This window comes from Pseudomonas laurylsulfativorans (genome assembly GCF_002906155.1).
Taxonomy (GTDB): Bacteria; Pseudomonadota; Gammaproteobacteria; order Pseudomonadales; family Pseudomonadaceae; genus Aquipseudomonas; species Aquipseudomonas laurylsulfativorans.
On the sequence record NZ_MUJK01000002.1, the window covers coordinates 364,541 to 388,038 of the forward strand.

Sequence of the window (23,498 nt, forward strand, 5' to 3'; positions counted from 1 at the left end):
GCGCCATCTTTTTCGGCGGCTCTGTCTTGCGGGCTGTCCGATACGTTTGCTTGTTTGGCCGCCTTAGCCTGACAACCCTGGAGTGTCTGGTTTGATCGTCTTCCGTTATTTATCCCGCGAAGTCCTGTTGACCTTGAGCGCCGTCAGCGCCGTGCTGCTGGTCATCATCATGAGCGGTCGCTTCATCAAATACCTCGCCCAGGCGGCCTCGGGCCTGCTGGATCCGGGGTCGCTGTTCCTGATCATGGGTTTTCGCCTGCCAGGGTTCCTCCAGCTGATCCTGCCGCTGGGGCTGTTTCTCGGGATCCTGTTGTCCTACGGGCGCCTGTACCTCGAAAGCGAAATGACCGTGCTCTCGGCCACCGGCATGAGCCAGCAACGGCTGGTCTGGATGACCATGTTTCCAGCCACCCTGGTTGCACTCGTGGTGGCATGGCTGAGCCTGAGCCTGGCGCCACAGGGGGCCAACCAGTTTCAACTGCTTTTGAACAAGCAGGATGCCCTGACCGAATTCGATACCCTGGAGCCGGGGCGCTTCCAGGCCCTGCGCGACGGCACCCGGGTTACCTACACCGAGCGCATGTCGGATGACCGCGTCAATCTGGGTGGCGTGTTCATCTCGCAAAAGAACATCAGTTCCAACAACAAGGATCGCGGGATTTCGGTCCTGGTGGCGGAAAAGGGGCGTCAGGAAATTCGTCCGGACGGCAACCGTTACCTGATCCTGGATAACGGCTATCGCTATGACGGTAGTCCGGGTCAGGCTGACTACCGGGCGATCAAGTACGACGAGTACGGTGTGTTGCTGCCAAAACCCGACGTCAGCGACGAAGTCACCGACCGTGACGCGATGCCGACCAGTACGTTGATCGGCAGTGAAGACATTCGCGCGCGCGCCGAATTGCAATGGCGCATATCGCTGCCTTTGCTGGTGTTCATCGTGACCCTGATGGCGGTGCCGCTGTCGCGGGTCAACCCACGTCAGGGCCGGTTCCTCAAATTACTGCCGGCGATTCTTCTCTATATGGCGTACCTGACCATCCTGATTGCTGCCCGTGGTGCCCTTGATAAGGGCAAGATCCCCGCGGTGGTGGGTTTGTGGTGGGTGCACGGGATTTTCCTGGCCATCGGCCTGGGCTTGCTCTATTGGGAGCCCTTGCGCTTGAAGCGGGCGAGTCGCCGCAGCGCGCTGGAGGTGGCCCGTGGTTAAGCTGGATCGCTACATTGGTAGCAGCGTGTTCATGGCGATTCTGGCGGTGCTCGGGATCATTCTTGGTCTGGCGACACTGTTTGCCTTCATCGACGAAATGGGTGAAGTCAGCGACACCTACACCCTGGTCGATGCACTGAGTTACGTGTTGTTGACGGCTCCGCGTCGGATGTACGAAATGCTGCCGATGGCCGCGCTGATCGGTTGCCTGATCGGTCTGGGCAGTCTGGCCAGCAACAGTGAATTGACAATCATGCGCGCCGCCGGTGTGTCGATCGGGCGGATCGTCTGGGCGGTCATGAAGCCGATGCTGGTATTGATGCTGGCCGGTTTGCTGATCGGCGAGTACGTCGCACCACCCGCTGAAACCGCCGCGCAGGCCAATCGCTCGCTGGCCCAGGGCAGCGGCGATGCACAAAGCGCCAAGCATGGTTTGTGGCACCGCCAGGGCGATGAGTTCATTCACGTCAACTCGGTGCAACCCAACGGCATCTTGTACGGCGTGACCCGCTATCGTATCGACAGCGAGCGGCACATGCTTTCGGCGAGCTTCGCCAAGCGTGCCGAGTTCGACACGGATCACTGGCAGTTGACGGACGTTACGACCACGGTGTTCCACGAGCGCAGCACTGAAGTGGTGACGCACCCGGTCGAGCGTTGGGGCGTGGCCTTGAGTCCGCAATTGTTGAGCACTGTGGTCATGGTGCCAGAGTCATTGTCGATCAGTGGCCTGTGGAGTTATATCCACTACCTGGCGGACCAGGGCTTGAACAACAGCCGCTACTGGCTGGCATTTTGGGTCAAAGTGTTGCAGCCGCTGGTGACTGCCGCCCTGGTGTTGATGGCGATTTCCTTCATCTTTGGTCCGCTGCGTTCGGTGACCCTGGGTCAGCGGGTGTTCACCGGCGTGCTGGTGGGCTTCACCTTCCGCATCGTTCAGGATCTTCTGGGGCCTTCGAGCCAGGTGTTCGGCTTCCCACCGTTGCTTTCGGTGCTGGTGCCGGCGGGTATTTGTGCCGTGGCGGGGCTCTGGTTGCTGCGTCGAGCCGGCTGACGGCGGGCATTTTCCGACCGTTTTGACGATAAAAAACGCCCTTGCCGCCAGGCCGGGGCGTTTTTGTATGCACCGTCTGACCTGTGAACGTGACGCTGGCACCGTGGATCAGGTACAATTCGCGGCTATTTTTCGGCGGGCATTGCCTGCAGCCTTTTTGAGTGTTGATCCGTGAGTGATTTGAGTCATATCCGCAATTTCTCCATCATCGCCCACATTGACCATGGCAAGTCGACGCTGGCCGATCGCTTCATCCAGATGTGTGGCGGCCTGGCCGAGCGCGAAATGGAAGCCCAGGTCCTGGACTCCATGGACCTCGAGCGCGAGCGCGGGATCACCATCAAGGCGCACAGCGTTACTTTGTATTACAAAGCCAAAGACGGTATCAACTACCAGCTGAACTTCATTGACACCCCCGGCCACGTTGACTTCACCTATGAGGTGAGCCGTTCGCTGGCTGCCTGTGAAGGCGCGCTGCTGGTGGTCGATGCCGGTCAAGGCGTTGAAGCGCAGTCGGTTGCCAACTGCTACACGGCGATCGAACAGGGCCTGGAAGTGATGCCGGTGCTGAACAAGATCGACCTGCCGCAGGCCGATCCGGACCGTGTTAAAGAAGAAATCGAAAAAATCATCGGCATCGATGCCACCGACGCGGTCGAGTGCTCGGCCAAGACCGGCCTGGGCGTCGACGCAGTGCTCGAGCGCCTGGTCGCCACCATTCCTGCACCGACCGGCAACTACGAAGATCCGCTGCAAGCGTTGATCATCGACTCCTGGTTCGACAACTACCTGGGCGTTGTCTCCCTGGTTCGTGTGCGCCACGGCCGCGTGAAGAAGGGCGACAAGATCCTGGTCAAATCCACCGGCAAGATCCACCTGGTGGACAGCGTCGGTGTATTCAACCCGAAACACACCCCGACCGCGGACCTCAAGGCCGGCGAAGTGGGCTTTATCATCGCCAGCATCAAGGACATTCACGGTGCGCCAGTGGGCGATACCCTGACCTTGAGCTCGACGCCAGACGTCGACGTGCTGCCGGGGTTCAAGCGCATTCAGCCGCAGGTGTACGCCGGTCTGTTCCCGGTCAGCTCCGACGACTTCGAAGACTTCCGCGAGGCGCTGCAAAAGCTCACCCTCAACGATTCGTCGCTGCAATACACGCCGGAAAGCTCCGACGCACTGGGCTTCGGCTTCCGTTGTGGCTTCCTCGGCATGCTGCACATGGAAATCATCCAGGAGCGCCTGGAGCGCGAGTACAACCTGGACCTGATCACCACGGCGCCGACGGTAATCTTCGAGCTGCTGCTCAAGACTGGCGAGACGATCTACGTCGATAACCCGTCCAAGCTGCCGGACCTGTCTTCCATCGAAGACATGCGCGAGCCGATCGTGCGCGCGAATATTCTTGTGCCGCAAGAGCACCTGGGTAACGTCATTACCCTGTGCATCGAAAAACGTGGTGTGCAGGTCGACATGCTGTTCCTCGGCTCCCAGGTACAAGTGACCTACGACTTGCCGATGAACGAAGTGGTGCTGGACTTCTTCGATCGCCTGAAATCCACCAGTCGCGGCTATGCTTCTCTGGACTACCATTTCGATCGTTACCAATCGGCCAGCCTGGTGAAACTGGACGTGCTGATCAACGGCGACAAGGTCGATGCCCTGGCGCTGATCGTGCACCGTGACAACTCGCACTACAAAGGTCGCCAGTTGACCGAGAAGATGAAAGAACTGATTCCGCGGCAGATGTTCGACGTGGCAATCCAGGCCGCCATTGGTGGGCAGATTGTGGCGCGGACAACCGTCAAGGCGCTCAGAAAGAACGTATTGGCCAAATGCTACGGTGGTGACGTCAGCCGTAAGAAAAAGCTGCTGGAAAAGCAAAAGGCCGGTAAGAAACGCATGAAGCAGGTCGGCAACGTGGAAATCCCACAGGAAGCCTTCCTTGCAGTGCTCAGGTTGGATAGTTAGGTCCTATGTCACTAAATTTCCCGCTGTTGCTGGTCATCGCCGTGTTTGTCTGCGGCCTGTTGGCGTTGCTCGATCTGTTGATCCTGGCCCCGCGTCGGCGTGCCGCCATCGCTTCCTATCAGGGCAGCGTCAGCCAGCCTGATAGGGTCGTGGTCGAGAAACTGAACAAAGAGCCGCTGCTGGTTGAATACGGCAAGTCGTTCTTCCCGGTGTTGTTCATCGTGCTGGTGCTGCGTTCGTTCCTGGTGGAACCGTTCCAGATTCCTTCCGGTTCGATGAAGCCAACCCTGGATGTCGGCGACTTCATTCTGGTGAGCAAGTTTTCCTACGGGATCCGCTTGCCGGTGATCGACAAGAAAGTCATCGAAGTCGGTGATCCGCAGCGTGGCGATGTCATGGTGTTCCGTTATCCGAGCGATCCGAACGTCAACTACATCAAGCGTGTAGTGGGTCTGCCGGGCGACACGGTTCGTTACACCGCCGACAAGCGTCTGTTCGTCAACGGCCAATCGATTGCCGAGCAACTGGTCGGCTCCGAGCCGGGCACGCTGGGCAGCGCTGAGCTCTACAAGGAAAAACTCGGTGCGGCCGAGCACATGATCCGCAAGGAAATGAGCCGCTACCGCGCAATGCCGGACCATTCGTGGACCGTGCCCGCCGGGCACTACTTCATGATGGGTGACAACCGCGACAACTCGAACGACAGTCGCTATTGGGATGATCCAAACATTCCCAAGGATCTGCTGGGCATGGTTCCCGACAAGAATATCGTCGGCAAGGCCTTCGCGGTCTGGATGAGCTGGCCGGAACCCAAACTCAGTCACCTGCCGAATTTCTCGCGGGTTGGCCTGATCAAGTAATCAAACACGGCGCTGTTGAACACAGCGCCGAATGCATTTCTGGAACCGGCACAATGGGCGCCAGAGGCATGAAAACAATGATATTCAGGACGTTATTTTTGAACACAGCGTTAATTGTCCCAAGCCTGCGCCGCCTCACGGCGATGGCAGTGCAATCCAGCCACGAACTCAGCGTGGGTAAACCGTGAGCGTCTCCTTAAGCCGTCTAGAGCGTCAGCTCGGCTACACCTTCAAGGATCAGGAACTGATGGTCCTGGCCCTGACTCACCGCAGTTTTGCCGGGCGTAACAACGAACGCCTGGAATTCCTCGGTGACGCCATCCTCAACTTCGTTGCTGGCGAGGCGCTGTTCGAGCGTTTCCCGCTGGCCCGCGAAGGCCAGTTGTCGCGTTTGCGCGCGCGTTTGGTGAAGGGTGAGACCCTGGCCGTACTGGCTCGTGGTTTCGATCTTGGCGAATACCTGCGCCTGGGTTCCGGCGAGCTGAAAAGCGGTGGTTTCCGTCGCGAGTCGATTCTGGCCGATGCCCTCGAAGCGCTGATCGGTGCGATCTACCTCGATGCCGGCATGGAAGTGGCCCGCGAGCGTGTGCTCGCCTGGCTGGCCGGAGAGTTCGAAGGCCTGACGCTGGTCGACACCAACAAAGATCCAAAGACCCGCCTGCAAGAGTTTCTGCAGTCCCGTGGTTGTGAGCTGCCGCGTTACGAAGTGGTGGATATCCAGGGTGAGCCGCATTGCCGGACGTTCTTCGTCGAATGCGAAATCATCTTACTGAATGAAAAAAGCCGAGGTCAGGGTGTTAGCCGTCGTATTGCCGAACAGGTAGCGGCCGCCGCAGCACTGATTGCCCTGGGTGTGGAGAATGGCAATGACTGATACAAACGCAACTCGCTGTGGCTATGTTGCCATCGTCGGCCGTCCGAACGTGGGCAAGTCCACGCTGCTGAACCACATCCTGGGTCAGAAGCTGGCGATCACCTCGCGCAAACCGCAAACTACCCGTCACAACATGCTCGGCATCAAGACCGAGGGTGATGTGCAGGCGATCTACGTCGACACCCCTGGTATGCACAAGGGTGGCGAGAAGGCCCTGAACCGCTACATGAACAAGACCGCTTCGGCGGCGTTGAAAGACGTCGACGTGGTGATCTTCGTGGTCGACCGCACCAAGTGGACCGAAGAGGACCAGATGGTTCTCGAGCGCGTCCAGTACGTGACCGGCCCACTGATCGTGGCGCTGAACAAGACCGATCGCATCGAAGACAAAGCCGAGCTGATGCCGCACCTGAGCTGGTTGCAGGAGCAGCTGCCGAATGCGCAGATCATCCCGATTTCTGCGCAGCACGGGCACAACCTCGATGCGCTGGAACGCGTGATTGCCGAGCACCTGCCGGAAAACGACCACTTCTTCCCGGAAGACCAGATCACCGACCGCAGCAGCCGCTTCCTCGCCGCCGAGCTGGTGCGCGAGAAAATCATGCGCCAGATGGGCGCCGAGCTGCCGTACCAGATCACCGTTGAAATCGAAGAATTCAAGCAGCAGGGCAAGACCTTGCACATCCATGCCTTGATCCTCGTCGAGCGTGACGGCCAGAAGAAAATCATCATTGGCGACAAGGGCGAGCGCATCAAGCGCATCGGCACCGAAGCGCGCAAGGACATGGAGCTGCTGTTCGACTCCAAGATCATGCTTAACCTGTGGGTCAAGGTTAAGGGTGGCTGGTCCGATGACGAGCGTGCGTTGCGTTCGTTGGGTTACGGCGACTTGTAATACACCGCAGCCCCCCCTGTAGGAGCGAGCCTGCTCGCGATGGACTTGAAAGCGCCGCGTTCATTCAGAAAGCCCGCGTTATCGTTATCCACCATCGCGAGCAAGCTCGCTCCTACAGGTCATTGAGAGCTCCATGTCCCAACCCATCCCCCAACCCGCCTACGTCCTGCACTCCCGCGCCTACCGCGAAAACAGTGCGCTGGTGGATTTCCTGACGCCGCAAGGGCGTTTGCGGGCGGTGTTGCGCAGTGCGCGGGGCAAGGCCGGGACGCTGGCGCGGCCATTCGTGCCGCTGGAAGTGGAGTTTCGGGGCAAGGGCGAGTTGAAGAATGTCGGGCGCATGGAAAGTGCCGGTGTTTCCACCTGGCTCAATGGCGAGGCGCTGTTCAGTGGCCTTTACCTCAATGAGTTGCTGATTCGCCTGTTGCCCGCCGAAGATCCGCACCCCGCTGTGTTCGATCACTACGCCGCCACTTTGCTCGCCCTGGCCGAAGGTCGGCCACTGGAGCCCTTGCTGCGCTCCTTCGAGTGGCGCTTGCTGGATGACCTGGGTTACGGCTTTTCCCTGAGCGTCGATATCCATGATGAGCCGATTGCGCCGGACGGCCTCTACCGTTTGCAAGTGGATGCGGGGCTTGAACGTGTCTACCTGCTGCAACCGGGGCTGTTCAATGGCGCTGAACTGGCGGCCATGGCCGATGCCGACTGGTCCGCACCCGGCGCGCTGTCAGCTGCCAAGCGCTTGATGCGTCAGGCGCTGGCGGTGCATCTCGGGGGTCGGCCGTTGGTTTCCCGCGAGTTGTTTCGAAAACCGTAAATTCCCCATGTATGCTGTGCACCGAACTTTCTCTTCTTCTGGAGCGTTTTCCGTGACCACCAGCACCCGTATTCTTCTTGGCGTGAACATCGACCACGTTGCCACCCTGCGTCAGGCCCGGGGCACCCGTTACCCGGACCCGGTCAAGGCAGCACTGGATGCGGAAGAGGCGGGCGCTGACGGCATCACCGTGCACCTGCGCGAAGACCGTCGGCACATTCAGGAACGCGACGTGCTGCTGCTCAAGGACGTGCTGCAAACCCGCATGAACTTCGAAATGGGCGTCACCGAAGAAATGATGCAGTTCGCCGAGCTCATTCGCCCGGCGCACATTTGCCTGGTGCCGGAAACCCGTCAGGAACTGACCACCGAAGGTGGCCTGGACGTGGCGGGGCAGGAAGCGCGGGTCAAGGCGGCGGTTGAGCGGCTGTCGAAAATCGGTTCTGAAGTGTCGCTGTTCATTGACGCCGATGAACGCCAGATCGAAGCCTCCCGTCGCGTGGGTGCGCCGGCCATCGAGCTGCACACCGGTCGTTACGCCGATGCCGAGACGCCGACCGAAGTCGCTGAAGAACTCAAGCGCGTGGCCGATGGCGTGGCCTTTGGCCTGGCCCAGGGCCTGATTGTCAATGCCGGCCATGGCCTGCACTATCACAATGTTGAAGCCGTGGCGGCGATCAAGGGTATCAACGAGCTGAACATCGGCCATGCGCTGGTGGCCCACGCATTGTTCGTTGGCTTCAAGTCGGCAGTTTCGGAGATGAAGGCGCTGATTTTGGCGGCGGCGCTCAAGGGCTGACATCGGCGGCGCTACCATCGCTGGCAAGCCAGCTCCTACAGAATCATGCGAGACCCTGTAGGAGCTGGCTTGCCAGCGATGGCGATCTTGAAGACGCCAAGGAGTTAGAGCGGCGCAGGCTCTTGCGCTGGCTTGCTCTTGTCGATCCCCGGCACAAGCAGTTTGCCTTCGGCGACCTGATCGCCTTCAAGCTGCGGCTGCGTGACCCAGGTCAGGATGTCGTAGTAGCGACGGATGTTCGCCACGAAGTGCACCGGTTCGCCGCCACGGGCGTAGCCGTAACGGGTCTTGCTGTACCACTTCTTTTCCGACAGACGCGGCAGGATTTTCTTCACATCCAGCCATTTGTTCGGGTTCAACCCTTCCTTGGCCGCCAGTTTGCGCGCGTCATCCAGGTGACCGCTGCCGACGTTATAGGCTGCCAGGGCAAACCAGGTACGGTCCGGTTCCTGAATCGAATCGTCGAGCTGGTCTTTCATATAGGCCAGGTACTTGGCGCCGCCCATGATGCTCTGTTTGGGGTCCAGGCGGTTGGACACACCCATGGCCTGCGCGGTGTTCTGGGTCAGCATCATCAGGCCGCGCACGCCGGTCTTTGACGTGACGGCCGGCTGCCACAGCGACTCCTGGTAGCCGATGGCCGCCAGCAGCCGCCAGTCGACTTTCTCTTTCTTGGCGTACGACTTGAAGTGCTGTTCGTACTTGGGCAGGCGTTGCTGCAAGTGCTGGGCGAACGTGGTTGCGCCCATGTAGCCGAGGACGTCGACATGCCCGTAATAGCGGTCCTTGAGGCGTTGCAGGGTGCCGTTTTTCTTGACCTTGTCGAGGTATTCGTTGATTTCGTTGAGCAGGCTGTTGTCGTCGCCCGGCGCAACGGCCCAGCTCTGGTTGCTGGCGTCGCCGAGATCGAAGGCGACCCGGATGTTGGTGAAGTACACCTGGTTCATCGCCACTTCGTTGGAGTCGACCAGGGTCAGGTCGATCTGACCTTCATCCACCATGCGCAGGAGATCGACGACCTCGACTGCGTCTGACTCTTCGTATTCGATGCCAGGAAATTTCTGTTTCAGCTGCGCCAGTTGTTCGGCGTGGGTGCTGCCCTTGAGCACCATGATTTTCTTGCCCACCAGATCCTTCGCATCGGTCGGCCGTGACTGGCCGTTGCGGTAGATGACCTGCGGGGTGACTTCCAGATAGGAGTGCGAGAAGCGCACCTGCTGCTTGCGTTCTTCGCTGCTGACCAGGCCGGCAGCCGCCAGCACCGGGCCGTTGGGCTTGCCTACCTGGTTGAACAGGTCGTCGAGGTTGTCGGCGGTCTCGATCTTGAGCTCGACCCCCAGATCGTCGGCGAAGCGCTTCACCAGCTCGTATTCGAAGCCGGTTTCACCGTTGCGATCCTGAAAATAGGTGGCGGGGCTGTTTCGGGTAACCACCCGCAGCACACCATCCTCCTTTACGCGCTCAAGCGTGTTGGGTTTATCAACACAGCCACCGAGCATCAGGAAGAGTCCGGTTGCGATCAGCCATTTGGCGTACCGCGGACGCAAAGCCGTTGGGGAAAACATCTGCGCAGTATACGCAAAGGACCACGGGCGCCATATCTCGACAGCGAGGGGGTTGTCTGCTAGAGATCACAAAACCGACCGAAACCCCGCAGGAATGGGCCTTGTCTGCATTTTGTTACAGTAAAAATAAGCTGTCATCACACGCCCGATTAACCTGACTTTCGAGGCAGAAACACAGATCGACACCCGAGTGCAACCGTGCGTAGCGTTTCGGGTGATGTCGCGGCCTGTTTAGGCTAGAATGCACGGCCTCAAAGCACACCCCTTCCCGAGGCTGTCCCGAAGATGTTGATCCTGCGCGGCGCTCCTGCCCTTTCTGCCTTTCGCCACAGCAAGCTCCTTGAGCAACTGAGCCAAAAGGTTCCGGCTGTCAGTGGCCTGTATGCTGAATTCGCTCACTTCGCCGAAGTTACCGGCGTCCTGAACGGCGACGAACAGCAGGTGCTTGCGCGCCTTCTGAAGTACGGTCCAAGTGTTCCGGTACAAGAACCGACCGGTCGTCTGTTTCTGGTGCTGCCACGTTTCGGCACCATCTCGCCGTGGTCGAGCAAGGCCAGCGACATCGCCCGCAACTGTGGCCTGGCGAAAATCCAGCGCCTGGAGCGCGGCATTGCGTTCTACGTGGCCGGCCAGTTCAGTGACGCTGAAGCCCAGTTGATCGCCGACGGTCTGCACGACCGCATGACCCAGATCGTCCTGGGCAACCTCGAACAGGCCGCCGGCCTGTTCAGCCACGCCGAACCGAAACCCCTGACCGCCATCGACGTGTTGGGCGGCGGTCGTGCCGCGCTGGAAAAAGCCAACACCGAGCTGGGCCTGGCCCTGGCCGAAGACGAGATCGACTACCTGGTCAACGCCTTCGTCGGCTTGAAGCGCAACCCGCACGACATCGAACTGATGATGTTCGCCCAGGCGAACTCCGAGCACTGCCGTCACAAGATCTTCAACGCCAGTTGGGACATCGACGGCCAGAGCCAGGAAAAAAGCCTGTTCGGCATGATCAAGAACACCTATCAGATGCACAGCGAAGGTGTCCTGTCGGCTTATAAGGACAACGCTTCGGTGATCGTCGGCTCCGTGGCCGGTCGCTTCTTCCCGGACCCGGAAACCCGCCAGTACGGCGCGGTGCAGGAGCCGGTGCACATCCTGATGAAGGTCGAGACCCACAACCACCCGACCGCGATTGCCCCGTTCCCGGGCGCGTCCACTGGTTCCGGTGGCGAGATTCGCGACGAAGGCGCGACCGGTCGTGGTGCCAAGCCGAAGGCTGGCCTGACCGGTTTCACCGTATCCAACCTGCAGATCCCGGGCTTCGAACAGCCATGGGAAGTGCCATACGGCAAGCCTGAGCGCATCGTTACCGCGCTGGACATCATGATCGAAGGCCCGCTCGGCGGCGCTGCGTTCAACAACGAATTCGGTCGTCCGGCCCTGACCGGCTACTTCCGTACCTTCGAACAATCGATCACCACCCCGCACGGTGACGAGGTTCGCGGTTACCACAAGCCGATCATGCTGGCGGGCGGCATGGGCAACATCCGTGAAGAGCACGTCAAGAAAGGCGAGATCCTGGTCGGCTCCAAGCTGATCGTGCTCGGCGGCCCGGCGATGCTGATCGGCCTGGGCGGCGGCGCGGCTTCCTCCATGGCCACCGGCACCAGCTCGGCAGACCTGGACTTCGCTTCTGTACAGCGCGAAAACCCTGAGATGGAACGTCGCTGCCAGGAAGTCATCGACCGTTGCTGGCAACTGGGTGACAAGAACCCGATCAGCTTCATCCACGACGTGGGTGCGGGCGGTCTGTCCAACGCCTTCCCGGAACTGGTCAACGACGGCGACCGTGGTGGCCGTTTCGAACTGCGCAACATTCCAAACGACGAGCCGGGCATGGCCCCGCACGAAATCTGGTCCAACGAATCCCAGGAGCGCTACGTTCTGGCGGTCGGCCCGGCGGATTTCGAGCGCTTCAAGGCGATCTGCGAACGCGAGCGTTGCCCGTTCGCCGTGGTCGGCGAAGCCACTGCCGAACCGCAGCTGACCGTGACCGACAGCCACTTCGGCAACAGCCCGGTGGACATGCCACTGGAAGTGTTGCTGGGCAAGGCTCCACGCATGCACCGTTCGGTGGTTCGTGAAAATGAACTGGGCGACGATTTCGATCCGTCGACCCTCGACATCGCCAACTGCGTCGAGCGCGTCCTGCATCACCCGGCCGTGGCCAGCAAAAGCTTCCTGATCACCATCGGCGACCGCACCATCACCGGCCTCGTGGCCCGTGACCAGATGGTCGGCCCTTGGCAGGTTCCGGTGGCTGACGTTGCCGTTACCGCCACCAGCTTCGACGTCTACACCGGTGAAGCCATGGCCATGGGCGAGCGTACTCCGCTGGCACTGCTGGACGCCCCGGCGTCGGGCCGCATGGCCATCGGCGAAACCCTGACCAACATCGCCGCTTCGCGCATCGGCAAGATCTCCGACATCAAGTTGTCGGCGAACTGGATGTCGGCGGCCGGTCACCCGGGTGAAGACGCGCGTCTGTACGACACCGTGAAAGCGGTCGGCATGGAACTGTGCCCTGAGCTGGGCATCACCATTCCGGTGGGCAAGGACTCGATGTCCATGGCCACGCGCTGGAACGATGAAGGCGTGGACAAGTCCGTCACTTCGCCAATGTCCCTGATCGTGACCGGTTTCGCGCCAGTGACTGACATCCGTCAGACCCTGACCCCGCAACTGCGCATGGACAAGGGCACCACCGACCTGATCCTGATCGACCTCGGTCGTGGCCAGAACCGCATGGGGGCCTCGATCCTCGCCCAGGTTCACGGCAAGCTCGGCAAGCAGGCTCCGGACGTCGATGACGCCGAAGACCTGAAAGCCTTCTTCGCGGTGATCCAGGGCCTCAACGCCGACGGTCACCTGCTGGCTTACCACGACCGTTCCGACGGCGGTCTGCTGACCAGCGTTGTCGAGATGGCGTTCGCCGGTCACTGCGGGCTGAGCCTGAACCTCGACGGTCTGGCAGAAACTTCGGCCGACATCGCCGCGATCCTGTTCAACGAAGAGCTGGGTGCCGTGATCCAGGTTCGCCAGGACGCCACCCCGGACATCCTCGCGCAGTTCAGCGCTGCCGGTCTGGGTGATTGCGTATCGGTGGTCGGCCAGCCGATGAACAACGGCGAGATCAGCATCACCTTCAATGGTGACACCGTGTTCGAAGGCCAGCGTCGTCTGCTGCAACGTCAGTGGGCCGAGACCAGCTACCAGATCCAGCGTCTGCGTGACAACGCCGACTGCGCCGAGCAAGAGTTCGACGTGCTGCTGGAAGAAGACAACCCGGGTCTGAGCGTCAAGCTGAGCTACGACATCAACCAGGACGTCGCCGCGCCTTACATCAAGAAAGGCATTCGCCCACAGGTTGCCGTACTGCGTGAGCAGGGCGTCAATGGCCAGGTGGAAATGGCGGCCGCGTTCGACCGCGCCGGTTTCAACGCGATCGACGTGCACATGAGCGACATTCTGGCCGGCCGTGTCGACCTGAACGAGTTCAAGGGCATGGTCGCTTGCGGCGGTTTCTCCTACGGCGACGTACTGGGTGCCGGTGAAGGCTGGGCCAAGTCCGCACTGTTCAACAGCCGTGCCCGCGATGCGTTCCAGGGTTTCTTCGAACGCAACGACAGCTTCACCCTCGGCGTGTGCAACGGTTGCCAGATGATGTCCAACCTGCACGAGCTGATCCCGGGCAGCGAGTTCTGGCCGCACTTCGTGCGTAACCGTTCCGAGCAGTTCGAAGCCCGTGTAGCGATGGTGCAGATCCAGGAGTCGAACTCGATCTTCCTGCAAGGCATGGCCGGTTCGCGCATGCCGATCGCCATCGCCCACGGCGAAGGTCATGCCGAGTTCGCCAGCGAAGAAGCATTGCTGGAAGCCGACCTGTCGGGTTGCGTGGCGATGCGTTTCGTCGACAACCACGGCAAGGTCACCGAAAGCTACCCGGCCAACCCGAACGGCTCGCCGCGCGGGATCACCGGTTTGACTAGCCGCGACGGTCGCGTGACCATCATGATGCCGCACCCGGAGCGCGTGTTCCGCGCCGTGCAGAACTCGTGGCGTTCGGACGACTGGAACGAAGATGCACCGCTGATGCGCATGTTCCGTAATGCTCGCGTCTGGGTGAACTAAGAACGGGTTAACTGATAGCCGTGTACAAGCTCAGCTTCTTTGTTCCAACGAGTCACGTCGAAGACGTGAAAATCGCCGTATTCGCCGCCGGTGGCGGTCGAATCGGTGACTATGACCACTGTGCGTGGCAGGTGCTTGGCACTGGTCAGTTTCGCCCACTGGACGGCAGTCAGCCGTTCATTGGCGAGGCAGGGCAGGTCGAGCAGGTCGAGGAATGGAAGGTCGAGCTTGTGGTGGCCGATGAGTTGATTCGCTCTGTGGTGGCGGCTCTGAAACAGAGCCATCCCTACGAGACGCCGGCTTATGAAGTGTGGCGGCTGGAGGATTTCTGATTCTCTGGCTGCTGAAATGAGAAACCCGCTGAAAGAGATTTCTGCGGGTTTTTTGTGGCCTGGAGATTGTGTGGTGATAGTCAGGACCTCATCGCTGGCAAGCCAGCTCCTACAGGGTTGGGTGCAAGCTCTGACAACACGCATGTTTTCTGTAGGAGCTGGCTTGCCAGCGATGGTGGCCTGTCAGGCACCGAAGATTTAAACCTTCGCACTCACCTCGCTGCGATTGACCAACACTTCCAACGCATCACTCAGGCTCGGTGCCTTGTCGCCGATCAACAGATGCCAGATGCCGCCTTCCAGCTGACTCACACCCTGGCAACCCAGCGCTTTCAAACCACATTCCGACAAGCCTTTGCCATCGGCCAGTTGCAGGCGGATGCGGGTCATGGCGATGCAATCGAGTTGCAGCACATTGTCGCCACCACCCAGGGCATTGAGCCATTGCTGGGCCTCGGGTGTCGCCACGGCGGCAGGTTTCGGCGCGTCGACTTCTGCGGCTGGCGACGACACGATGGCGCGACCCAGCGCCGGCATCGCCAGGCGAATCTCATCGGCAATGGCATCAGCCATCGGCCCGACCACCACCTGCAAACTCCCGCCCTTGCCCGGACGCACCACGGCCATGGCGCCGAGCGCCTTGAGATCGGTATCCGAAGCCTTGTTGCGATCCACCATGTCCAGGCGCAAGCGCGTGGTGCAAGCACCGACGGTGATCAGGTTCCCGGCACCGCCCAGGGCCTTGATGTAAGCCCCGGCGCGTTCATTGTCGGCCACCGCAACCTGCGGGGCGGCAGCGTTGGTTTCGCGGCCCGGTGTCTTCAGGTCGAAGCGGCGGATACAGAAATCGAACACCACGTAATAGATAACGGCATACGCCAGGCCCACCGGGAACACCAGCCAGCCGTTGGTGGACTTGCCCCAGCCGAGGACCATGTCGATGAAGCCGCCGGAAAAGGTGAAGCCCAAATGGATGTTCAGCGCATTGGTGATGGCCATCGACAGGCCAGTCAGCAACGCATGCAGCACAAACAGCAGCGGCGCAAGGAACATGAAGGCGAATTCGATCGGCTCGGTCACGCCGGTCAGGAACGCGGTCAGTGCCATCGACAAGAAGATCCCGCCCATGATCTTGCGGCGTTCCGGCAGGGCGTTGCGGTACATCGCCAGGCAGGCGGCGGGCAGGCCGAAGATCATCATCGGGAACATGCCGGTCATGAACTGGCCGCCCTTCGGATCGCCGGCGAAGTAGCGCGACAGGTCGCCGGTCACCAGTGCGCCGGTGGTGGGATCGGTGAAGTTGCCGAACACGAACCACGCCATGTTGTTGAGGATATGGTGCAGGCCGGTGACGATCAGCAGGCGGTTGAACACGCCGAAGATGAACGCACCGAAGCTGCCGCTTTCCATCATCAACGTACCGAAGCTGTTGATGCCGTGCTGGATCGGCGGCCAGATGTAGCCGAAGACGACACCCAAACCGACGGCGGCGAACCCGGTGACAATCGGCACGAAGCGTCGGCCACCGAAGAACGCGAGGTACTCCGGCAGCTTGATGTCCTTGAAACGGTTGTACAGCGCGCCGGCCATGAGACCGCTGACGATCCCGGCGAGCATGCCCATGTTGATGCTCGGATCGAGCACCTTGAGCGTGGCGATCATGACCAGGTAACCAATCACCCCGGCGAGGCCCGCCGTACCGTTGTTGTCCTTGGCGAAACCGACCGCGATGCCGATGGCGAAGATCATCGCCAGGTTGGCGAAGATCACTTGGCCGGCATCGTGGATGATCGCGATGTTCAGCAGGTCGGTATCGCCCAGGCGCAGCAACAGGCCGGCAATCGGCAGGATCGCGATCGGCAACATCAGCGCGCGGCCAAGGCGCTGCAGGCCTTCAATGAAAAGTTGGTACATGGCGCTTCTCCGTGGATTCTTGTTGTTCTTTAGCTCAGAGGCCAATGCTGATGACAGGCATGACGCACCGCGCTGGCGCTGCTCAGCTTGAGCAGGCCCTGGCTGATGCGCCGGCATTCGCTGGCGTCGAGATGACGCACGCGGTCCTTGATTTCACCGATCTGTACCGGGCTCACCGACAACTCGCTGACCCCCAGGCCGATCAACACCGGCGTGGCCAATGGATCGGACGCCAGTGCGCCGCACACGCCCACCCAACGGTTGTGCTGCGCCGCACCGGCGCAGGTCTGGGCGATCAATCGCAACAGGGCCGGGTGCAGCGCATCGACGCGCGCGGCGAGACCGGCATGGTCGCGGTCCATGGCCAGGGTGTATTGCGACAGGTCGTTGGTGCCGATGGACAGGAAGTCCGCATGCTCGGCCAGTTGTTCGGCCAGCAGCGCGGCGGCCGGCACTTCAATCATCACGCCCAGCTCCGGGCGTTGCGCCAGGCCGAGTTCACCGCACAAGGCGTCGAGGCGCTGGCGGATGTGCAGCAGCTCATCGACTTCGGTGATCATCGGCAGCAGGATCCGGCAGCGTGACAACGGGTTGAGGTGCAGCAGCGCGCGCAGTTGCTGGTCGAGCAGTTCGGGGCGAACCTGGGCCAGGCGAATGCCGCGCAGGCCGAGCACCGGATTGGCTTCTGCGGGCAGTGGCAGGTAGTCCAGTTGCTTGTCGCCACCGACGTCGATGGTGCGGATGATCACCGACTTGTCGCCCATGGCATCGAGCACGGCCTGATAGGCGTGGTGTTGTTCCTGTTCGTCCGGGGCGGTGTGGCGGTCGACGAAGAGAAACTCGGTGCGCAGCAAACCGACGCCGTCGGCGCCATTGGCCAAAGCGTCTGCCGCCTCCGTGCTGGAGGCCACATTGGCGGCGACTTCGATGCGCAGGCCGTCGCTGGTCAGCGCGGGCGTATGCGCCTGGGCCTGTTGTTCGGCCCGGCGTTGTTGCTGTTGTTGCTGCAACTGGCGCACATCGGCCAGGCGCTGTGTACTGGGTGTCAGTTCGAGACGGCCGCCATCGGCGTCCAGCACTACCGCTTGCCCCTGCTGCTGATCAAGCAAGGTCGAGCCCAGTGCGACCATGCACGGCAGGCCTTTGCCCCGGGCCAGAATCGCCACGTGGGAGGTCGCGCCGCCTTCGGCCATGCACAGCCCGGCGACGCCTTGCTGGCTCAGTTGGAGCAAATCGGAGGGTGTCAGTTCATGGGCGGCGACGATGGCGCCGGCCGGTACGTCGTAATGCCAGGTATCGCCGAGCAATACGCGCAGCACCCGTTGCTTGAGGTCGCGCAGGTCGTTGGCGCGTTCGGCCAGCAGCGTGCTGCCGGTTTGTTGGAGGACCTCGCATTGCACGTCGATGGCCTGGCTCCAGGCGTGAGTCGCGGCCGTGCCCTGGGCGACGGATTGATTGGCGGCGTCTAGCAAGGCCGGGTCTTCGAGCAGCGCCAGGTGTGCGGCGAAAATCGCCTCCTCCGCAGTGTCCTTGTGTTTTTTTGCCTGGGCCAGCGTGTGTTCGATTTCGCTGCGCACCTGATTCAGTGCCGCATCCAGAACCTGCCGTTGTTGCTGCTGATCATGATGGCCGGCATCCACTGGCAGGCTGATCGCATTCAGGCGAAACAGCGGCCCGCCGACCAGGCCGGGCGCCGCGCAGACACCCTGCAATACACCGGCTTCGACGGGGCGATTGCGTTGGGCCATCGTGGCTGGCGCGGCGGCGTGTCTGTCTTCGGCCAGGGCTGTGGATAGCGCGGTCAACAAGGCTTGCAGCGCCGCTTCGGCGTCCGGGCCCTGGCAACTGACCTGGACTTGCGCCTGCTCGCCGACGGCCAGCCCCATCAGGCCGATCAGGCTGTCGCAGGTGGCCGACTTGCCGGCGAAATGCAGCTGCGATTTGCTTTTGAAACCCTGCGCGGTCTGGCGGATCAACGCAGCCGGCCGCGCATGCAGACCGCCACGGTGAGCAATGCGCACATGGCCGACAATCTCGACGCCGACAAACTCGGCATCGACCTGCGCGCTCGACGTCTGTCGACGAATGATGTGCAGCAGCGGCTCGCCCACTTTCACCGATTTCAACGTGATGGGCCGTGCCTGGAAGTCCTGGCTGTTGGTGAGGATCAACAGGCTGACCAGGCTCTTGCACTGTTGCGCGACCTTGTCCAGGTCGTAGCGCAGCAGCGGCTGGCCATTAGTGACACGCGCGCCTTCCTTGACCAGCATCGAAAAACCCTGGCCCTGCAATTCGACCGTGTCGAGGCCCAGGTGCAGGAGCAATTCCGCGCCGTTGTCGGCACGCAGGGTTACCGCGTGACCGGTGCGGGCGACATGCACCACTACGCCGGCGCAGGGGGCGTGGAGCGTGTCGTTGAGCGGGTCGATGGCGATGCCGTCACCCATGGCGCCGCTGGCAAACACCGGGTCCGGGACTTTGGCGAGCGTGAGCACCGGGCCGCTGAGCGGGGCGCTTAAAGTCAGCTCTTTATTGTTGTTATGCATGGCTCGGTCTCATAAAAAATGCAGTTCGGATCAACGTGCTTCTCTGTAGGGGCGAGCTTGCTCGCGAAGAACCTGAGAACAACGCGTGCATTCAGGAAGAACGCGTCATCGTTGACGTCCATCGCGAGCAAGCTCGCTCCTACAGGGGGGCGTTCAGTGCGTACGAGTGACTTTGCTCAGGTGCCGCGGTTGGTCCGGGTCCATGCCTCGGGCTACGGCCAGGCCGGCGGCCATCACGTAGAAACTCTGGATCGCCAGAATCGGGTCGAGGGCGGGGTGTTCGGCGCGGGTCAGGGTCAGGTCGCGTTCGAGTACGTCATCCGGTGCGGCCAGCAGGACACGGGCACCGCGTTGGCGCATGTCGGCGGCCAGGCTCAGCAAACCGGCCTGTTCGGCACCCCGTGGGGCAAACACCAGCAGCGGGTAGCTGTCGCCGATCAAGGCCATCGGACCGTGACGGACTTCGGCGCTGCTGAAGGCTTCGGCCTGGATCGCCGAGGTCTCCTTGAACTTGAGTGCCGCTTCCTGGGCGATGGCGAAACCGGCGCCACGGCCGATCACCATTAGCCGCTCGCAATCGCGCAAGGCGTCGATGGCCAGGCTCCAGTCCTGTTGCGCGGCATCGCGCAGGCCATCAGGCAAGGCAGAACCGGCCTCGAGCAGTTCGGCGTCTTCTTTCCAGTGGCCAATCAATCGGGCGCTGGCGCTGAGGGTGGCGATGAAGCTCTTGGTCGCGGCAACACTGCTTTCGGTGCCGGCACACAATGGCAGGCTGAATTCGCAGGCGGCTTCCAGCGGTGAGTCTTCGGCATTGACCAGCGATATGCTCAAGGCACCGCGCTTGCGCAACAGACGCAGGCTGTTGACCAGGTCCGGGCTTTGCCCCGATTGCGAGAAGGCGAATGCCACCTGGCCGCTGACCTTCAGCGGCGCCTGCTGCATGGTCACCACCGACATCGGCAACGACGCCACCGGGATGCCCAGCAGTTGCATGGTCAGGTAGGCGAAGTAGCTGGCGGCGTGGTCGGAGCTGCCGCGTGCCACGGTCATGGCCACTTGCGGCGGCTGACGGCGCAGGCGTCCGGCAATCTCGATCATCTGCGGGTCGAGATGCTGCAATTGGGCTTGCACGGCCTCGAACGAGGACAGCGCCTCTTCAAGCATTTTTGAAGTCAATGTCTTCTCCTTCGACCATGACGGCGGTCAGTTTCAGTGAGCGATCCAGCCGCACGCAGTCGGCCCAGGCCCCGGGTTGCAGGCGCCCGCGTTCGGTGATGCCGAGGTAATCGGCGGGGAATTGCGACAGGCGCTGGGAGGCTTCGGCGATGGGCAGGCCGATTTTCACCAGGTTGCGCAGGGCCTGATCCATGGTCAGGGTGCTGCCGGCCAAGGTGCCGTCGGGCAGGCGCACGCCGCCCAGGCATTTGGTCACGGTGTGGCTGCCGAGTTTGTATTCGCCATCGGGCATGCCAGCGGCGGCGGTCGAGTCGGTGACGCAATACAGGCACGGGATCGAGCGCAGGGCCACGCGGATGGCGCCGGGGTGCACGTGCAGCAAGTCCGGGATCAGTTCCGCGTACTTGGCGTGGGCCAGTGCGGCACCGACGATCCCCGGCTCACGGTGATGCAGCGGGCTCATGGCGTTGTAGAGGTGGGTGAAACTGCTGGCGCCGGCCTCCAGCGCGGCGACGCCTTCCTCGTAACTGCCCAGGGTGTGGCCGATCTGCATGCGGATGCCGCGACCGCTGAGGTCACGGATCAAGGCATCGTGACCGGCGATTTCCGGAGCAATGGTAATCACCCGGATCGGGGCGAGCGCCAGGTACGCTTCGACTTCGGCCATTAGCGCCGTGTGAGCGAAGTTCGGTTGCGCGCCGAGCTTGCCGGGGTTGATGTACGGGCCTTCAAGGTGCACGCCGAGCACCCGGGCGCAGCCCTTGGACCGCTGCTCACAGAATTCACCGACGGCTTTGAGTACGCTGGAAATCTCTTCGCTCGGTGCGGTCATGGTGGTGGCCAGCAGCGAGGTGGTGCCGAAGCGTACATGGGTTTTGGTGATGGTTTCGAAGGCCTGCGTGCCTTCCATGATGTCTTTGCCACCGCCACCGTGAACGTGCAGGTCGATGAAACCCGGCAGCAGGTACGGCAGATCGTTGTCCGCCGGATCGCAGGGCACGCCTTCGATCGACACGACTTTGCCGTGTGCGTGGACCAGTCGGCCGCGAACCCAGCCGTGGGCGGTGAGGATGTTGTCTTCGGACATGATCGGTTCTCTGGTTTGGCGGTTTCGCGGTGCAGCGTTCTAGCGGCGAAGTTCTGCCACAAAGTCGTAGTAGTCGTTGCGGCAATAGGTATCGGTGACTTCGATGGGCGTGTTGTCCTCCAGGTAGCCGACACGGGTCATCAGCAGCATCGCGGTGCCGGGGGCGATGCCGACCAGCGCGGCGAATTCGTCCGAGGCGTTGATCGCCTGGATATGCTGCAAGGCGCGGACAATCGGTTTGCCGATGCCGTCGAGGAATTCGTAGAGGGAGTCGCCGACCATTTGCGGCTTGGCAATGATCGAGGCGGGCAGGGTGCTCATCTCGATGGCCATGACCGTGTCGTCGGCCTTGCGCAGGCGTTTGAGGCGCGCAACTTTGTCGTTGGGCGACAGGCCGAGGCGGATCAGTTCTTCGTGGGTCGGCAGGGTGATTTCTCGCTCCAGCCATTGTGAGCTGGGCACGAAACCCTTGAGACGGAGCATTTCACTGAAGCCGGAAAGGCGCGACAACGGTTGTTCAAGGCGCGGCGTGATGAAGGTGCCGGAGCCCTGGTTACGACGGATCAGGCCTTGTTCGAACAACACTTCCAGCGCCTTGCGGGCGGTGACGCGGGAGATGCCCAGGGTTTCGCTCAGATTGCGCTCCGAGGGCATGGCCTGTTCGGCTTTCCACTGGCCGGCATGGATCGCCGCTTCCAGATTGCGTGCCAGTTGCAGGTACAGCGGCGTGGGTTGGGTGTCGTCGGGGCGCAGGGCCTGTAGGTCATTCATGTAGGCATTGTCCGATGCGGATGTGGGATTGTTGTCGCTCGGTTGTGGGGCGAAACCTAATACCACTTGAATACCATGTCAACGCCAGTGCAGGGCTGCAGGTGCAGGAAGGCGCGTGGGCTGCTGCCATCGGGAGGGAGGTTGCTATCAAGTGGTATTAAAGGAGGGGCGTTCAGGCGCAAAAATCGCAGCCTGCGACGGCCTCTACAGGAGGGAGTGGTATCACCTCTGTAGGCGCCGCCGCAGGCTGCGATCTTTTGAGTTTATTTTTTGATGCCGACCAATGGTCGTGGGGAATTACGGGCGAATTTCGATCATCGTGCCGTCCGGCACCAGGTTCCAGACTTCGCGCATGTCCATGTTGCGCATGGCGATGCAGCCGTCGGTCCAGTCCAGGGTGTGGAACAGGTCTTCCGGGGTGTCTTCGGTGTCCGGGGTGCCGTGGATCATGATCATGCCGCCGGGCTCGACGCCTTCACGGCGTGCGCGGGCCGAGTCGCTGATGTTCGGGTAGGAAATGTGCATCGCCAGGTTGAATTTATCACTGACCTTGCGCCAGTCGACCCAATAGAAGCCTTCCGGGGTGCGTTTGTCGCCTTCCATCAGCTTCGGGCCCTTGGGGCGCTTGCCCAGGGAAATGCGATAGGTCTTGAGCGGCTTGCCGTCATTGATCAATTGCAATTGATGGGAAGACTTGAGAACCAGGATTTTCTCGATGACCTTGCCGTTCAGGGTTTCCACGGCAGAAGCCTGGGACACCGTGATGAACGACAAGCAGAACAGGGCAAGCAACCAGCGCATTGAAACGATTCCCCAGGAGGTGTCGCGACTATTTATTTATAGATGTTTTTTAGTTGGCAGGCTGAGCAAGCGGAGGGATCGATTCAGACCGTACGGGATAGACCTCGGTCCGCCGGTCAGCGAAGAAGCATTCTAAGGTACGGCCCACTGTGCGGAAAGCCAGCTCATCCCATGGAATGTCCGCTTCGTCGAATAGTTGCACTTCCAGGCTCTCGGGGCCGGCAGAAAAATCCAGGTCCGCCAGCTCGGCACGGAAGAACACATGCACCTGGCTGATGTGTGGCACGTCGATCAGGGTATAGATGCTCAGGTTGCGCACCCGGGCGCAGGCTTCTTCGGCGGTTTCGCGAATGGCCGCCTGCTCGATGGTCTCGCCGTTCTCCATGAAACCGGCGGGCAGGGTCCAGTAACCGCGGCGTGGCTCGATGGCCCGCCGGCACAACAACACCTGGGTGCCCCAGGTCGCCACGCAGCCGGCGACGATGTTGGGGTTCTGATAGTGAATGGCCTGACAACTGTCGCAGACAAAACGCAGGCGTGAATCGCCTTCGGGAATGCGTTGGGTTACCGGGTTACCGCACTGGCTGCAAAATTTCATGCTGGGGTTCCTGAATGCTGGGCCTATCTTGGCGTGCGGCGGTGTC

The 23,498-nt window shown here is 61.3% G+C and carries 18 protein-coding genes; 10 read left to right on the plus strand and 8 right to left on the minus strand.

All coding sequences use genetic code 11. The annotated features are described in order from the left end of the window. The first annotated feature begins 91 nt into the window (after window positions 1–91). The 8 genes from lptF (at window position 92) to pdxJ (ending at window position 8,480) form a co-directional block, all read left to right on the plus strand. Window positions 92–1,210: an LPS export ABC transporter permease LptF gene (lptF, locus tag B0D71_RS08030; protein ID WP_103394306.1), complete on the plus strand. Its 1,119-nt coding sequence runs from the start codon at window positions 92–94 to the stop codon at window positions 1,208–1,210. Then, on the plus strand, window positions 1,203–2,264 hold the full coding sequence (lptG, locus tag B0D71_RS08035; RefSeq protein WP_103394307.1) for an LPS export ABC transporter permease LptG: 1,062 nt from the start codon (window positions 1,203–1,205) through the stop codon (window positions 2,262–2,264). The genes lptF and lptG overlap by 8 nt, the downstream gene beginning before the upstream one ends. Before the next feature lie 171 nt (window positions 2,265–2,435). Beyond that, complete coding sequence (lepA, locus tag B0D71_RS08040; RefSeq protein WP_103394308.1) at window positions 2,436–4,235, plus strand: translation elongation factor 4; 1,800 nt, start codon at window positions 2,436–2,438, stop codon at window positions 4,233–4,235. Window positions 4,236–4,240: 5 nt separating this feature from the next. Further along, complete coding sequence (lepB, locus tag B0D71_RS08045) at window positions 4,241–5,095, plus strand: signal peptidase I (protein ID WP_103394309.1); 855 nt, start codon at window positions 4,241–4,243, stop codon at window positions 5,093–5,095. A 184-nt stretch (window positions 5,096–5,279) separates the two neighbouring features. Then, the gene (gene rnc, locus B0D71_RS08050) at window positions 5,280–5,969 is read left to right on the plus strand and encodes a ribonuclease III (RefSeq protein WP_007973960.1); all 690 of its coding nucleotides are present in this window, start codon (window positions 5,280–5,282) and stop codon (window positions 5,967–5,969) included. Next, window positions 5,962–6,864: a GTPase Era gene (era, locus tag B0D71_RS08055; RefSeq protein WP_007973959.1), complete on the plus strand. Its 903-nt coding sequence runs from the start codon at window positions 5,962–5,964 to the stop codon at window positions 6,862–6,864. Before rnc ends, era begins: the two co-directional genes overlap by 8 nt. A 133-nt stretch (window positions 6,865–6,997) precedes the next feature. Then, window positions 6,998–7,681 (plus strand): DNA repair protein RecO, encoded by a 684-nt coding sequence (gene recO, locus B0D71_RS08060; protein WP_103394310.1) that lies wholly within the window; start codon window positions 6,998–7,000, stop codon window positions 7,679–7,681. A gap of 52 nt (window positions 7,682–7,733) precedes the next feature. Continuing rightward, complete coding sequence (gene pdxJ / locus B0D71_RS08065) at window positions 7,734–8,480, plus strand: pyridoxine 5'-phosphate synthase (RefSeq protein ID WP_103394311.1); 747 nt, start codon at window positions 7,734–7,736, stop codon at window positions 8,478–8,480. Between the two features lie 104 nt (window positions 8,481–8,584). On the opposite strand, the gene mltF is transcribed toward pdxJ, so the two are convergent. Next, complete coding sequence (gene mltF / locus B0D71_RS08070) at window positions 8,585–10,045, minus strand: membrane-bound lytic murein transglycosylase MltF (protein WP_103394312.1); 1,461 nt, start codon at window positions 10,043–10,045, stop codon at window positions 8,585–8,587. 285 nt (window positions 10,046–10,330) lie between these two features. On the opposite strand from mltF, the gene purL reads away from it, so the two are divergent. Both purL and B0D71_RS08080 read left to right on the plus strand, forming a co-directional pair. Beyond that, window positions 10,331–14,227, plus strand: a complete 3,897-nt coding sequence (gene purL, locus B0D71_RS08075) for a phosphoribosylformylglycinamidine synthase (RefSeq protein WP_103394313.1) — start codon at window positions 10,331–10,333, stop codon at window positions 14,225–14,227. 20 nt (window positions 14,228–14,247) lie between these two features. Then, window positions 14,248–14,559 (plus strand): YqfO family protein, encoded by a 312-nt coding sequence (locus B0D71_RS08080; RefSeq protein WP_103394314.1) that lies wholly within the window; start codon window positions 14,248–14,250, stop codon window positions 14,557–14,559. Between the two features lie 198 nt (window positions 14,560–14,757). Here the strand turns inward: B0D71_RS08080 and nagE are convergent, their stop codons facing one another. The 7 genes from nagE to B0D71_RS08120 form a co-directional block, all read right to left on the minus strand. Beyond that, complete coding sequence (gene nagE, locus B0D71_RS08090; protein WP_103394316.1) at window positions 14,758–16,473, minus strand: N-acetylglucosamine-specific PTS transporter subunit IIBC; 1,716 nt, start codon at window positions 16,471–16,473, stop codon at window positions 14,758–14,760. Between the two features lie 29 nt (window positions 16,474–16,502). Next, window positions 16,503–19,019 (minus strand): phosphoenolpyruvate--protein phosphotransferase, encoded by a 2,517-nt coding sequence (gene ptsP, locus B0D71_RS08095; protein ID WP_103394317.1) that lies wholly within the window; start codon window positions 19,017–19,019, stop codon window positions 16,503–16,505. A 153-nt stretch (window positions 19,020–19,172) separates the two neighbouring features. Further along, window positions 19,173–20,195, minus strand: a complete 1,023-nt coding sequence (locus B0D71_RS08100; protein ID WP_103394318.1) for an SIS domain-containing protein — start codon at window positions 20,193–20,195, stop codon at window positions 19,173–19,175. Beyond that, window positions 20,176–21,282 carry an N-acetylglucosamine-6-phosphate deacetylase gene (gene nagA, locus B0D71_RS08105; RefSeq protein ID WP_103394319.1) on the minus strand — a complete coding sequence of 369 codons (1,107 nt, stop codon included), beginning with the start codon at window positions 21,280–21,282 and terminating at the stop codon, window positions 20,176–20,178. The genes B0D71_RS08100 and nagA overlap by 20 nt, the downstream gene beginning before the upstream one ends. 39 nt (window positions 21,283–21,321) lie before the next feature. Then, complete coding sequence (locus B0D71_RS08110) at window positions 21,322–22,053, minus strand: GntR family transcriptional regulator (RefSeq protein WP_103394320.1); 732 nt, start codon at window positions 22,051–22,053, stop codon at window positions 21,322–21,324. A gap of 297 nt (window positions 22,054–22,350) precedes the next feature. Beyond that, window positions 22,351–22,854, minus strand: a complete 504-nt coding sequence (locus tag B0D71_RS08115; protein WP_103394321.1) for a L,D-transpeptidase family protein — start codon at window positions 22,852–22,854, stop codon at window positions 22,351–22,353. A gap of 49 nt (window positions 22,855–22,903) precedes the next feature. Continuing rightward, window positions 22,904–23,452: an NUDIX hydrolase gene (locus tag B0D71_RS08120; RefSeq protein WP_103394322.1), complete on the minus strand. Its 549-nt coding sequence runs from the start codon at window positions 23,450–23,452 to the stop codon at window positions 22,904–22,906. Window positions 23,453–23,498: the final 46 nt, after the last annotated feature.

Excerpts from the sequence above, each read along its gene's own strand:
- lepB (WP_103394309.1), top strand. The coding sequence starts at position 4,241 with ATGTCACTAAATTTCCCGCTGTTGCTGGTCATCGCCGTGTTTGTCTGC.
- era (WP_007973959.1), top strand. The coding sequence starts at position 5,962 with ATGACTGATACAAACGCAACTCGCTGTGGCTATGTTGCCATCGTCGGC.
- recO (WP_103394310.1), top strand. The coding sequence starts at position 6,998 with ATGTCCCAACCCATCCCCCAACCCGCCTACGTCCTGCACTCCCGCGCC.
- mltF (WP_103394312.1), bottom strand. The coding sequence starts at position 10,045 with ATGTTTTCCCCAACGGCTTTGCGTCCGCGGTACGCCAAATGGCTGATC.
- purL (WP_103394313.1), top strand. The coding sequence starts at position 10,331 with ATGTTGATCCTGCGCGGCGCTCCTGCCCTTTCTGCCTTTCGCCACAGC.
- nagE (WP_103394316.1), bottom strand. The coding sequence starts at position 16,473 with ATGTACCAACTTTTCATTGAAGGCCTGCAGCGCCTTGGCCGCGCGCTG.
- ptsP (WP_103394317.1), bottom strand. The coding sequence starts at position 19,019 with ATGCATAACAACAATAAAGAGCTGACTTTAAGCGCCCCGCTCAGCGGC.
- nagA (WP_103394319.1), bottom strand. The coding sequence starts at position 21,282 with ATGTCCGAAGACAACATCCTCACCGCCCACGGCTGGGTTCGCGGCCGA.
- B0D71_RS08110 (WP_103394320.1), bottom strand. The coding sequence starts at position 22,053 with ATGAATGACCTACAGGCCCTGCGCCCCGACGACACCCAACCCACGCCG.
- B0D71_RS08115 (WP_103394321.1), bottom strand. The coding sequence starts at position 22,854 with ATGCGCTGGTTGCTTGCCCTGTTCTGCTTGTCGTTCATCACGGTGTCC.
- B0D71_RS08120 (WP_103394322.1), bottom strand. The coding sequence starts at position 23,452 with ATGAAATTTTGCAGCCAGTGCGGTAACCCGGTAACCCAACGCATTCCC.